This is a genomic window from Paenibacillus sp. FSL K6-2393 (assembly GCF_038002545.1).
Taxonomy (GTDB): Bacteria; Bacillota; Bacilli; order Paenibacillales; family Paenibacillaceae; genus Paenibacillus.
In genome coordinates, this window is record NZ_JBBOCU010000001.1 from 4,596,613 (window position 1) to 4,609,247 (window position 12,635).

General features: G+C 46.4%; 12 protein-coding genes. All 12 read right to left on the reverse strand.

Annotated elements, in window-relative coordinates:
* Positions 1 to 188 precede the first annotated feature (188 nt).
* Positions 189 to 3,356, reverse strand: coding sequence for an MMPL/RND family transporter (locus tag MHI14_RS20260; RefSeq protein ID WP_341131102.1), 3,168 nt, complete (start codon positions 3,354 to 3,356; stop codon positions 189 to 191).
* Complete coding sequence (locus MHI14_RS20265) at positions 3,353 to 3,811, reverse strand: MarR family winged helix-turn-helix transcriptional regulator (RefSeq protein ID WP_091032016.1); 459 nt, start codon at positions 3,809 to 3,811, stop codon at positions 3,353 to 3,355. The genes MHI14_RS20260 and MHI14_RS20265 overlap by 4 nt, the downstream gene beginning before the upstream one ends.
* A 219-nt stretch (positions 3,812 to 4,030) precedes the next feature.
* Positions 4,031 to 4,468 carry a GNAT family N-acetyltransferase gene (locus MHI14_RS20270; protein ID WP_215075506.1) on the reverse strand — a complete coding sequence of 146 codons (438 nt, stop codon included), beginning with the start codon at positions 4,466 to 4,468 and terminating at the stop codon, positions 4,031 to 4,033.
* 63 nt (positions 4,469 to 4,531) lie between these two features.
* Entirely contained in the window at positions 4,532 to 5,518 is a 987-nt protein-coding gene (locus MHI14_RS20275; RefSeq protein WP_341131103.1) for a BadF/BadG/BcrA/BcrD ATPase family protein, read from the reverse strand.
* 66 nt (positions 5,519 to 5,584) lie between these two features.
* Positions 5,585 to 6,298 (reverse strand): class I SAM-dependent methyltransferase, encoded by a 714-nt coding sequence (locus tag MHI14_RS20280; RefSeq protein WP_341131104.1) that lies wholly within the window; start codon positions 6,296 to 6,298, stop codon positions 5,585 to 5,587.
* Between the two features lie 17 nt (positions 6,299 to 6,315).
* Positions 6,316 to 6,666, reverse strand: coding sequence for a hypothetical protein (locus MHI14_RS20285; RefSeq protein ID WP_091032024.1), 351 nt, complete (start codon positions 6,664 to 6,666; stop codon positions 6,316 to 6,318).
* Between the two features lie 57 nt (positions 6,667 to 6,723).
* Positions 6,724 to 7,686: an alpha/beta hydrolase gene (locus tag MHI14_RS20290; protein ID WP_341131105.1), complete on the reverse strand. Its 963-nt coding sequence runs from the start codon at positions 7,684 to 7,686 to the stop codon at positions 6,724 to 6,726.
* Positions 7,687 to 7,720: 34 nt separating this feature from the next.
* Positions 7,721 to 9,430: an ATP-binding protein gene (locus MHI14_RS20295; RefSeq protein ID WP_339309105.1), complete on the reverse strand. Its 1,710-nt coding sequence runs from the start codon at positions 9,428 to 9,430 to the stop codon at positions 7,721 to 7,723.
* Positions 9,431 to 9,445: 15 nt separating this feature from the next.
* Complete coding sequence (locus MHI14_RS20300; RefSeq protein WP_339309104.1) at positions 9,446 to 10,534, reverse strand: cobalamin B12-binding domain-containing protein; 1,089 nt, start codon at positions 10,532 to 10,534, stop codon at positions 9,446 to 9,448.
* A 285-nt stretch (positions 10,535 to 10,819) separates the two neighbouring features.
* Positions 10,820 to 11,281: a MarR family winged helix-turn-helix transcriptional regulator gene (locus MHI14_RS20305; protein ID WP_017689273.1), complete on the reverse strand. Its 462-nt coding sequence runs from the start codon at positions 11,279 to 11,281 to the stop codon at positions 10,820 to 10,822.
* Positions 11,282 to 11,296: 15 nt separating this feature from the next.
* Positions 11,297 to 11,959: a GNAT family N-acetyltransferase gene (locus tag MHI14_RS20310; protein WP_341131106.1), complete on the reverse strand. Its 663-nt coding sequence runs from the start codon at positions 11,957 to 11,959 to the stop codon at positions 11,297 to 11,299.
* Entirely contained in the window at positions 11,922 to 12,593 is a 672-nt protein-coding gene (gene rpiA, locus MHI14_RS20315; RefSeq protein ID WP_091032039.1) for a ribose-5-phosphate isomerase RpiA, read from the reverse strand. The genes MHI14_RS20310 and rpiA overlap by 38 nt, the downstream gene beginning before the upstream one ends.
* Between the last annotated feature and the right edge of the window lie 42 nt (positions 12,594 to 12,635).

Here is a 12,635-nt window from a genome sequence, read left to right on the forward strand (position 1 = left end):
TCTCTGCTGTGATTTCTCTGAACCATAATGAACTGCTCTATATCTTATGATGAGTGGCGAGACAAGGCGCGGGATGGTGTCCTTAGGCATGCACCTTTCTTTTGCATAAGATTGTAGTTTTCCTGTAGAGGTAAAAAAAGAAAAAGCCCTGCCGCATAACGCGGCAGAGCCTAATCCATTGCAATGCATTACATGCCTATGGTCCGATCCGAATCAACGGAATCTGATTGTTCCTTGTTCGGGAACGGCCACCAGTTGGCCCGGCCAAACATCTTCACCATCACTGGGACGAAGAATGGCAGGAACAGCAGAGAGTACAAGATCAGTCCGCTAAGGACTACTGTGGCAATCTGCATCATCGAGAGAACACCGGATGGATACATGGCAGCAAATGTACCGCTCAGAATGACCGCTGCAGATAAAATGACGGTTCCCATGTTCTTCATCGCGTATAACATGGCATCCTGTACTTTCATACCTTTGTTCTCATTGAAACGGTCCATCAGGAAGATGCTATAATCCACACCAAGTGCAATCAGCATGACAAATCCGAAGAACGGAGTAACCCAGCTGATGCCTGCAAATCCGAGGATATTAACAAAGATCACTTCGGTTAACGCCATCGATGTAAAATAAGCCAGTAATAAGGAAACGATCAGATACAATGGCATAATGACCGAGCGAAGCAGCACGACCAGAATAATGAATGTACCCGCCAGCATCAGCATTACAGTACGTGTATAGTCGTTATTCGAGATCTCCTGCAGATCTGCAAATGTACTCGTAACGCCACCTACGGCGATGTCTGCTTTTTCAAGCGTACTGCCTTGTACCGCACGATGTACAGCCGCCTCAATGTCAGGAACACGATCAATGGCTTCTGTTCCGTATGGATTTTCGGCGAAAATAACATCAATCGTCATCGTTTTCCGATCTTGAGACAGATACGTATCAAATACCTGTGTGAAGTCTTTGCTGTTCAGTGCTTCTTCAGGAACGTACCAGCCTGCCAGATCGGAATCCGGTGAATTTTGTAATTGCGTCAGGTAGTCCTGCGCTGAATCCAGTCCCCCGGACACCTGTTTAATACCATCGACACTTTGATTCAAACCATCTGTCAGTTGTGTCAGTTGGCCACTCAGATCCGAGAAGCCTTGCTGAATTTTCTCCTGACCACCCTGAAGCTGGCCAAGTCCATCCTGAATGGAAGGAATTTCGCTAATCACTTTGCCCTGACCATCCGCAGCCTGTTTGAGACCAGATTGCAACTGACCGATTCCTGTTACAATTTGACCCAGGCCATCGGCAAGCGCCTTTTGTCCGGCTGCTGCGGAGGCAAACCCTTCATTGGCCTGATTAATTCCAGCAGCGGCTTCCCCAAGTTTGGTCTTAATCTGACCCAAACCTTGAGCAAGCTGCGCTGTGCCAGAACCTGTTTCACCAATTGTACCTTTGATACGCTGGTAATCAGCATCTTGCTGTAATTCAGGATAACGCTCTTCGAGTGCTGTGAAGGATTCAGACAGACTGGTTAGAGCTGATGAAACCCCGTTCAGCTGTTGTTCCAGTTCGCGGGTTCCATCCCCCAATGCAGCGACCCCTGCTCCCGCCTGACGATAGGCTTCAAGCAACTGATTGTTCGCCTGCGCAAGTTGATCTGCGCTCGTTTTGGCTTGCTGAAGTCCGGCTTTCAGATCACCCGCACCTGCGGAACCATCTCGAATGCCTTTTTCAATCTGCCCAAGTCCCTGACTGAGTTGCGTGATACCCGATTGCAGCTGGGCGGTCCCTTTGGTAAGTTCACCTGCTCCATCAGCAGCTTCTTTTAATTGTGGTTCATTTTTACTTAGCTGACTGCTGGCTTCACTCAGGCCATCACGGATTTTGTCCAGACCCGTCTTGCCTTCACCCAATCCATCCGATAATGTTCCCACTTGCTGTGTAACTTCAAAATCTTTAATCTCATCACCCGTAGGTCGTGTCATACTGCGGACACCAGAGACTCCGGCTACTTTCTCTACTTCCCGGCTAATTTTCTCGGCAACGGCCATATACTTCGCATTATCCATCGCTTCATCGTTCTGGATGACGATCTGACCCGGCAGCGATTCACCCGGACCAAAGCTGTCAGAGATAATGTTGAATGCTTTTACGGAATCATATTTCTCACCAATCTCATCGAGACTATTGAACGAAAGTTTGCCATCGTAGGTTGCCAGAAGAGGCACACAGACAGCTGCAACGATGAGTAACGCAGCCCATGGACGTTTAAGTGAAAAGCGACCAGCTGCACCATAGATCTTGCTCTCCGCATGTTCAAGTGAACCCTTCGACGGCCAGAATAACTTCTTGCCCAGCACCGCCATGAAGAATGGTACGATTGTCACCAAGGCGAGCATCATCACAGCAATACCTACAGCTACGGCAACTGCAGAGCGGTACAACATAAACTGGGCAAAGCCAATCGCAATGAATCCAACCAGCACGGCAAGTGCTGAGAAGAGTACCGTTTTACCGGCAGTACGATAGGTCGCAATGATGGCATCCCACGTATTTTCATGATGAGCCAGTTCTTCCTTGAACCGACTGATCAGCAGGATGCAGTAATCCGTACCAATCCCAAACATGACGGCGACCATAAAGATCTGTGTAAACGTGGATATCGGGAAGTCGAGCCCATCCACCAGGAATGCAACAATCTGTTGCGATACAATGTAACTGATCCCCACCGTCAGCAGCGGGACAAACGGAGCTACAAACGAACGGAAGACCAGGAACAGAATAAGTAAAATAAAGACAACGGTAATATATTCCGATTTCTTAAGCCCCTCTTGTGAACTTTCAATGGTGTCCTCATCAATCAGACCTTTACCGGTTATGTAGTGCTCCACATTGACGGACTTCAATGCTTCATTCAGGTCTTCCCGCATTTCCTTGACCGTACGATCTCCCTGATCAATGGATAGCGATGTTAGAATCGTTTTGCCATCAGCCGAGATCATCTTCTCTGACAATTCGGGCTGAGAGAAAGGTTCCAGAATGGACAGAATGCCCAACTTCTCCTTGTCGGCCTCAAAGTTTTTAACGGCCTTCTCTGCCTCTTGTTTTCCCGTGGTACCCAGACCTTCCGGATTATAAAATACAAGAGCGATCTGGCTGCCTTGCTGCTCTCCTTTTTGTGCTGCAGCTTCATTCAAAATTGCTGCTGCCTGGGTGGAAGAGTACCCTTCCGGAACCGAAAACTGTCCCTTTTCCCGAATCAGTTCACTCATGTTAGGGGCAGTAAACATCAACACGGCAGCTACAACAACCCATAGCCCCATTAACCACCATCTTGCTTTTAGTATCGCTCTCATTCGTTCTCCTGTCCTCCTTCATGCGTTAACAAAGCTGCAAGCTTCTCAAAAGATTCAATGAAAATTCGGACTTCTTCCGGTTTAAAATGAACCAGATATGGCTCCAGAATCTGCTGTATTTCCTGTTCTGTTTCCCTATATACATGTCGTCCGGTATCCGTCAGTGTCAGATATACAACACGGCGATCACGTTCATCTCCGGCACGATGGACCAGATCGCGATCTACCAGCTTGTTGACCAAAGCGGTAATGCTGCTCTTGCCTATGCACAGAAGCTCTGCCAGATCAGAGGGCGTGCAGGAAGGTTTCTCTTCAATCAGACGAAGTGCGCAGAACTGATCGGTCGTTATGGTCTGCCCCACTTGTTCACGTATCCGCGTATCAAACCGCTTATTGACCAGAAAGGAAGCATCCAAATAGCGGTTCACCAAACTTTTCGCATCCGGTGTATTCATTCTTCATTCTCCTTTCCCGAATCTATATAGTTCACTTAACGAACTATTCTTCTGTGAAACTATTCTATAATGAAACAATCTCTTAAAGCAATACTTTTTTCCTGCTTTTTTGATGAAAACGACAAAAAAACAGGACGTCCGACTCAGCTCATTGCCAAATCCAACATCCTGTAATGAATATAATCCATATATTTCTTGAAGTAATAAAATACCTCTGTGCTACTCTTCGTCCGTATCTTCCTCTTTTTCAAGCACACAACGGAATCGCTCCACACCTGGGTATAATTCACCCAGACTATATACCACAAACCCCGTATTCCGATAAAACTCCACGGCTTCCAGCTCGGTCTCAGCAATCAGTCTATCTGGATTGTATGTTGCCAACAGCTGTGAGATCATACCACGTCCATAATTTTTAAAGCGGTTTTCAGGCAAAACCGAGATATGATGAATGGTAACCTCACTTGTTCCTGTCTTCTCATATCCAATCAGACCGATCAATTGTCCCTCATCTTCGTAACCGGCCATTTGCAGTTCGTCTTTCTCTACATATTGTTGCAACGCACGGTTCAAGTGATCCGGATCAGGAAAGACCGAGTATGACAACAGTTCCTGTACTTCCGGCTCCTGTATGCGTGATTTCAGATTAATTAACACCTTGATTCCTCCTATACCTTGCTTGTTTCCGTTATCGTATTGTAGTCGTTAGCCTCTAAAAGTTCAAGTCGTGTGCCGATTCAGCTCCGATTGAAGCACAGTTGAGATGTTATCCGATACGTTGATCTGCGCCAAATGATAGGCATCCAGCAGTGCGCCCCCAACTGCCGGCAAGTTACTGGTTATGTATTGAATTTTTTTCCCTTCGCGCATATAGGCAGCATCCAGACCTTTCTGAACAGCCTTCACCATATATGGTGAACTCAGACAACTTCCGGTAAGCGTCATGGACACTGTTGGATGTTCAAAACAGGATGCCAGCATGAGGATTCCCACAACAGCCGTATCGGCAGCCGAGTCACATACCCTAACCGCGAGGGGAATATTCCGGGCAGCAGCTTCAGTCACCATAGACGCCATCTGACCAAATTTCCGATTGGTCACCTGTTTATTTTCGGCAAAACCGGCTATCCCCAGCGCAGCGAGCTCTCGAATTGAGGCAACATTCCAATATTTCAACACCTGCTCAATCCATTCTTCATCCTGCAACTCATAACGTCCCGCGAGGATGGAATGCACCGTGTCGTAAGCCAAGAAACGTGCTGCTGTCGGCGCATAATGACCGAACTGATCATTGCGGAGCCAAGCTCCCTGTTCGGTTCTGCCAAGTATCAGAGATCCTGTTCCTCCAATAGCGACAATACCTGGCTCACCGTCGAAGGCCGCTGTATGGGCGATGTGCGTATCGTTTACCGCACTGATCCTGCCTGTAATCCCCGTACGAGCGAGCAATGCCTCCGCCCACACTGTATCTTCAGGCCGATTCAGACCCGCCATTCCTGCCTGAATGGCAGCGATCTGATCTGATTGGACTCCAGCCTGAGTTATGGCTTCAGCAACACCCTCCAGCACATTTTGCTCAGCATTGGTATCGTGATAACGATTGCAACCTCCCTTTTGCACATATGACAAAAGCTTTCCGTTCTGATCGGCGACAGCCACACGAGTGTGACTACCTCCTCCATCCATCCCAATCACGTATGTATTCATCCTTGACTCTCCCCTCCCAAGCGAACAATAAGAGTGCCGGGGCTTTATCAGGTCCCGGCAGAGAATTTATTGTTTTTGCACAGCGAAACGAAGCAGTTCACAACGAAATTGTGTCGGTTCATCATACTTTTCCTCTTCAATCGTCTGTGTAATATGCTCCTGAAGCAGAATATTCCAGCCTTTGTAGGCATCCTCCAGTATAGCAATCGCCTCGGCTGTGGGCAGGTTCAGCTCAATTAATGGTTTAATCTCCTTGCCTGTATTGATTTCTTTTTCCTCCACATTGGTACTCATCGTAATACAATGAATGCCCCCTGTACGAGTTCCGGCCTGTAATCGGTATATCGCTTCCATGAAGGCTTGCTTATTTGAGACATGTTCCAGACAAGAACAAGCAGCGATATAATCAAAATAGTTTGGCTCCACAGCATAATGTTCAACATCTGCTTTCACTGCCTGTACGATATGATCAACCTGATATTCTTTTGCATACTTGCGTAGTCCGTCTACTGCCTCATCCAGCAAATCCACACCGATGACTTCACTGTTCGTTTTTGCAAGGCGCTGTGCAATCGGTATCGTATGCCTTCCCACTCCGCATCCCAGATCGAGGACACGCAATTCCTCCTTGTGAACAAGGAGACGTTCCAGCATATCCATCACCATAGGCATGGGCCTCGACATCCAGGTACCGGAGGCGAATAATTCATTATTCTGATAGAAATTGGAATGATAACCTGCCTCTGCTTTTCGCGCAGCCTCAAATTGTTCGTTTCCCATCAAGACACCCCCATAGTTTAGAAGTTAAACGTCAATGTCCCAGTACCGGCGAATAGAATGATTGAACAAATGATCATGATGACAAATCCAGCCGTTACAAGCAATTTACCCGTTTCCCTCTTGTATGAACTATCGTTAAATAACATGACTCCACCAATGGAAATAGCCACAGGAGCGAGAAAAAGTGTAATCAGTACAAGCAAAGTGATGGAATAACGATCCAATACCGATTCTTCATATTCGTTCATATAAGGTTGTTCAGGCAATGCCGTTTTTGTAGCAACCAGATTCCCGCAAGATTTGCACTTAAACTCATCTTCTGCCATTCCTTCATGGCAATAAGAACATTTCCTTTGCGTGCGCGCCATCTTCCGCCTCCTTCCATATCTGTCCTATCAATGAATACCCACAATACAATATGGGAATCAATTGATTACGAATTCTGGATGGGACAGATTCTTCTTCATAAAGGATTCCAGTGCCGCTTCATATCCGGTGCGATCAACTTGAAACGCTGTGCCATGACCCGCACGGGGGACGGTCAGCAATTCCTTTTCGGTTGGGCAAGCTTCATACAACCTGTACACCATTTCCGTTGGTACAAATGTATCAGCCTCACCGTGGATGAACAGCACGGGAACGTTAACTTTGGCAAGCTGCTTGAGTGCCGAAGCCTCTCTAAAGGAATACCCTGCTTTCCACCGGGAAATTAGACTTGTGAATGGTATAAAAGGAAATGCAGGTAGCTTGTATAATTGCTTTAACTGGAACGTCAGTTCTTCTTCCACGGATGTATACGCACAATCAGACACAATCGCTTTGACCTGAGTCGGCAGGGCTTCACCACCTGTCATCAGTACGGTTGCTCCTCCCATGGATATGCCGTGCAATATGATTTCCCCTTGTGTACCCACTTTTTCAAGCACCCAGTTGGTCCACTGGACATAATCCTTCCGATCTAACCAGCCAAAACCGATGATATCACCTTCACTCTGTCCATGACCTCGATCATCTGGCATGAGTATGTTATAACCGTGCTTTTCCGCATAAAACCGGGCAAAACCAGCCATTTCTCTGCCTCTCCCCGAATAACCATGTGCCAGAATAACCGTCTGATCCGCCCCTTTATTGGAACCGAGCCATGTACCATACAGTTTTAATCCATCATGTGATTGAAGAGATATCTCTTCTGTAGGCTGAGCATCCAGCCACTTCAGGTCAGAAGCACTGCTAATGATTTCATTGTCCGGTTCAGGCATCAGATTCGGATTATCCACCAAAAATGTTTTTGGCGTACGGCGAATGGCAGTTTTGAAAAAATAAAGCCCACCTGTCCACAGAAGAGCAAGAACGATCAGTACCAGTGCTGCAAGTACGTAAAATAACATGAACGAGCCCTACCCTCTTTCCTTATTAGAATGTTCAATCTTTACTTACTCGTTGCAGTGACGCACATGCTGCTTGATAGGCGGGTAACAAAGCATCCAGCAAAGGTTCTGCTTTCCGTGATTGACCTTCCTTCGCGAACTGCTCTATCCGGGCAAACAAAGTTGATAGATAACGAATCCCCAGACTCAAACTCCCTGATTTCAGATCATGGGCTACCTCAGTTGCAGCAACATGGTCGCCCGACACAATATGTCTGCGCAGCACCTCAATCTTGCCAGGTGTTTCGGTACGATACATGTCCAACAACATACCAAGGAGTGTACGATCGCCATCGGTGTTTAATTCCGCAATCTCATGTACGATGCTCATATTTAATACCTCTGTCGGTTCGGAGGATTGCTGCCACTTCTCGATCATCTTACTCAAAATTTCCAGTGTGAAGGGTTTGCCAATAAAGTCATTCATTCCGGCTTCCATACACTTGTCTTTTTCTCCCTGCATGACATTACCTGTCATTGCAATAATGGGTGTGGAATGGCGCATTTCATCCATTTCTATCGAGCGGATTTTGCGTGTTGCCTCCAAACCGTCCATCAATGGCATCATATAGTCCATGAGAATCAAACTGTATTTTTTGCTGAGAAAAGCAGCTATTGCCTCTTCCCCATTCACTACAGCGTCCACTTGGGTTATTCCCAGTTTCTTGAGCTGTAACATAACAAGCTGTCGGTTGATGACATTATCATCGGCCAGCAATACAGATACAGAAGGAGCTTCATCATCCATATCCTGCCCCTGATGCTCTTGAGCGGAAGCAACAGACTGATTAGCGGATTGGTTACCGTCTTTCTTACCAAGTGTAAGTTCGAACCAGAATGTTGATCCTTCCCCCTCCTGACTGTCTACTCCAATCTGACCTTCCATCAGTGTAACGAGAGACTTGCAGATCGATAATCCAAGGCCCGTTCCTCCATACTCACTTGAGCGTCCTCGTTCAGTCTGCACGTAGGGTTGAAATAACTGGTTCTGATCTTCTTCCGAGATACCAATCCCCGTGTCTTCGACTTCAAATCGGATCATTTGTGTAATCTCATCATCTTCCATAAGGGTAACTCGTATCCGCACCGTACCTTCTGATGTGAATTTGTTCGCATTCTGAATTAAATTGATCAGTATCTGTGTAATCCTCGTTGGATCCCCTTCAAGAAGAGTAGAGATTCTGGGGTCACAGTCTATCGATAACTGATTTCCGTTCTTTCTGACTTGGGGTTCGAGCAAACGAACAATATAGTTTATCGTCTCTTGCAGATCCACTTCTCCCAGTTCAAGTCGCATCTGACCCGCCTCAAGTTTGGACAGATCCAGAAGATCCTGAATCAGCTTAAGCAGCAGTTTGGCAGCATCCTGTATAACGGAAACCGAATTCTCCTGTTCTTCAGACAAGGGAGACAACTTGAGCATCTCAGCCATCCCCAATATGCCATTTAATGGTGTACGAAAATCATGACTGATACCTGCAATAAATGCGATTTTTGAATCACCTGCATCTACTGCTTGCTGACGTGCAGCTTCAAGACTGTTATTGTTCTTTGCAAGCAGACGCTGGAGTGTCACCAGTTCATTATTCATATCCGAGAATTCTGCAAGTGTCCGTTCCTCTTGCTCTTTACTCCGAATCATCTGATCCGATAACTGCTCAATCGTTCTGCGTAGCCTCTGTATCTCTCCGCTCTCATTAGACATCACATCATCCCTCTCTTAATCCCTAACCATATCAAGCTGATTACATGTAGCTGGCTGAGCCAGTAATTGTTCTGCAACCGCTACCGCTTCATCGGCTCCTGGAGCATAACCGTCAGCTCCTATCGTTTTCCACAACTCCTGATCAATATTAAAGGGATATCCCCCAACCATAATCTTCACATGTGCCGTTGCCGGATGATGACGGATCAGATGAATCAACTCTTTGGCCAGATGAAGGTGATATGTCATCGTAACCGATATCGCAACAACATCGCCCTGATGCCGCTCTATAGCCTCTATTACACTTCCATTGGGAACATTGGCTCCCAGATAGTGCGTATCCCAACCTTCCATCTCGAACACATCTGTGAGCATACGCAGTCCGATCTCATGTTGTTCACTACCTACACAGGTAGCCACTAGTTTTTTATCCTGACCTGTATGAATCAACCAGCGAGAATAAAGACGTGATATGAATGACTGGGTCGCTGCCGTACAAAAGTGTTCCTGTCCCACACTGATACGATGGCATTGCCACAATCGTCCAATTTCATATTGGGTGGGCTGAAAGATATATCGATAAATATCACGAATCGTCACCCCAGCTTCTAACTGGGCTTCAATGATCTCGAAGGCTTCTTTCCGTTTATTCTCAAGCAAACACTGCAAGTACGATTGCGCGGCATCTCCATATGGCATGGATTCGTTGATGTAACCCGCCTGTGACTCCATGTGTGTTGTTCTATATATTCCCATCTCCAGGTACTCAAGCAAAAATGCCTTTGACGGATGGTCAAATTCTTCTTCCAATGTCTCTTTGATCAGATTGAGATTAATCGCCAGGTCTTCTGGTGATACCTTATAACCCTCAAGTAGAACTTTCAGCCAGGCAATATAATGAGTAAACAGACCTGGACTCTGTACGAGCGCACTTTCTGCCAAATAGTTCAAGCTATACTCCGAATCCTGTTTGGTTCGCATTTTTCCATTCTCGCCAAATCGCTCAAGTAAATCGGGCTGTCTGAGATACTGTTTCTCCGTTATTTTATCAGCTAATTTCGCAGATTCTTGGAGCAAACGTTCTCCTGCTTCTTGATGACTCATAGATGCACCTCTCCTCTACCCGCATCACATCTCCATCATCATTCGTGACTAATCCAGAATGAGATCGATGTTAGCTAACTTGCAATCGGGATAGGTTCTTCTACTTGATCCAATCCATCCATTCCGCTCTTAATCGTTCTGTTCCATTATACATGAACTTTCGATGATCATGTTTTACACACGATGAATGTATAGAACAATCTTCCTATATTATGGAGGGCCTTGCAAGCCAGTCAGCCAGTATATGCCTGTACTTTTCGAGATCCACAAAAAAACTGACCTGCGTTATGAACGCAAGTCAGTTTTCCCTTCTGCCGCCAATCCCAGCTTCTTCAACATCTTAATCGCATCCACTTTCTCGGAAGGGTCAAGTCCTTCCAAAGCATCAATGATGACCTGATGGTGTTGAGGAAATATCTGTGTGAACAATTCTCTTCCTTCCTCGGTTAACTCAGCGTAAATGACACGCCGATCTTCCTTGGATGGTCGACGAAACAGCAGATTTTTATTTTGCAACTTATCTACAACGTACGTAATATTACCACTGGACATTAACACCTTTTCACCAATCTTTTGCAATGCCTGCGGTCCCTTATGATATAACAAATCAAGCACACCAAATTCTGTCGTATTCAGTCCGTGACTCTGGATGTCCCGATTGGAACGTGAGGTCACAGAATTGTAGGCCCGAACAAGAACCACGAATAATTGTAAAGACAGTTCCCGGTTGTCCTCCGTGTTCAGCATTTCAATAATCCTCCATCAGTTGTTTACATTTCGGCTCGTATGAGAGGCCCGCTTCTGCTCCCACTCCTCACGGAGCATCCCCATACGAATTGAATCATAGTACTGCCCGCGAACCATACGACACTTCCGCATTCGCCCCTCCACCTGTAATCCGGCTCTCACAGCCGCACGCATCATACGTTCATTACCAGACCAAGTAGTCAATCCAACCCGAACCAAAGGCATCTGTTCGAACAAATGACTTGACCACATGGTAAGTGAACGTGTGCCAACCCCGCGTCCCCACTGGACAGATCTGTATATTACAATCCCCATTTCCAGCCACATGGATAACTCATCTTCTATGTAATAGCTGATTGTACCCACAATTTGTCTGTCGGATTCAATAATACGGATTGACACGGGTTTGGAATCGCCTGGATCTACGTCCATACGTTTGAGCATACCTTGTTCAAAACTTTCATAACTTTCGTGTTTAAGTGGGTAATAGGGTGCATCCCATTGCTTCCATTCAGGTACGTCATCACTGTAGATCAATTCATAGAGCTCTTTCAGATCCTGTTTCTCCACACACCTGAGTACAAGTTCACCATCAACGATAGGCAGTTCTTTCATACGATGAAAAGCACCCTCTTCCATATTAAGAACGATGAAGCTCTTCGATACTTCCGTCCGCATTGGCAAGAATGACTGTACTAGCCATATCCACAAATAGTCCGTTATCAACAACACCTGGCAGCATGTTCAACTGAACATTAAGGTCCGCAGCGTGATCAATCGCCTCCAAGTGGCAATCTGCTATCAGGTTTCCGTTGTCTGTCAGATAACGTTGCTGTCCATCCATCCGCCACTGTGGCTGACACCCCAATTTTTCGAGCGCCTGTAAGGTCCACTCAGAAGCAAATGGAACCACCTCAACTGGAAGCGGGAATTTCCCCAACTTTTGCACGGCTTTGCTGCCATCCGCTACAATAATCAATTTGTCACTATTGGCTGCCACGATTTTCTCACGCAAAAGAGCCCCGCCCCCCCCTTTAATCAGGTTAAATTCGGGATCTACTTCATCAGCGCCATCAATGGTCAGATCCAGACGTCCAATCTGGTCAAATGGGACGATGGGAATCCCCCATTCACGGGCAAGCTTGTCTGAAGCCTCTGAAGTGGCAACTGCTTGAATGTTCAATCCATCACGTACCCGCTCACCGATCCGGCAGATGGCATAATAAGCTGTTGAACCTGTACCCAAACCAACCTTCATTCCATCCTCAACATATTCTGCCGCACGCTCTGCTGCTATCTGTTTAAGATTCATCTATAAACCCCCGCTGCTCATAATTTGAGAAATGCATATGTA

Bases quoted from the DNA above. Each gene is read 5' to 3' on its own strand.
- rpiA (WP_091032039.1), bottom strand. From the start codon at position 12,593: ATGAATCTTAAACAGATAGCAGCAGAGCGTGCGGCAGAATATGTTGAG.
- MHI14_RS20290 (WP_341131105.1), bottom strand. From the start codon at position 7,686: ATGTTATTTTACGTACTTGCAGCACTGGTACTGATCGTTCTTGCTCTT.
- MHI14_RS20275 (WP_341131103.1), bottom strand. From the start codon at position 5,518: ATGAATACATACGTGATTGGGATGGATGGAGGAGGTAGTCACACTCGT.
- MHI14_RS20300 (WP_339309104.1), bottom strand. From the start codon at position 10,534: ATGAGTCATCAAGAAGCAGGAGAACGTTTGCTCCAAGAATCTGCGAAA.
- MHI14_RS20310 (WP_341131106.1), bottom strand. From the start codon at position 11,959: ATGCGGACGGAAGTATCGAAGAGCTTCATCGTTCTTAATATGGAAGAG.
- MHI14_RS20285 (WP_091032024.1), bottom strand. From the start codon at position 6,666: ATGGCGCGCACGCAAAGGAAATGTTCTTATTGCCATGAAGGAATGGCA.
- MHI14_RS20280 (WP_341131104.1), bottom strand. From the start codon at position 6,298: ATGGGAAACGAACAATTTGAGGCTGCGCGAAAAGCAGAGGCAGGTTAT.
- MHI14_RS20260 (WP_341131102.1), bottom strand. From the start codon at position 3,356: ATGAGAGCGATACTAAAAGCAAGATGGTGGTTAATGGGGCTATGGGTT.
- MHI14_RS20305 (WP_017689273.1), bottom strand. From the start codon at position 11,281: ATGCTGAACACGGAGGACAACCGGGAACTGTCTTTACAATTATTCGTG.
- MHI14_RS20295 (WP_339309105.1), bottom strand. From the start codon at position 9,430: ATGTCTAATGAGAGCGGAGAGATACAGAGGCTACGCAGAACGATTGAG.
- MHI14_RS20265 (WP_091032016.1), bottom strand. From the start codon at position 3,811: ATGAATACACCGGATGCGAAAAGTTTGGTGAACCGCTATTTGGATGCT.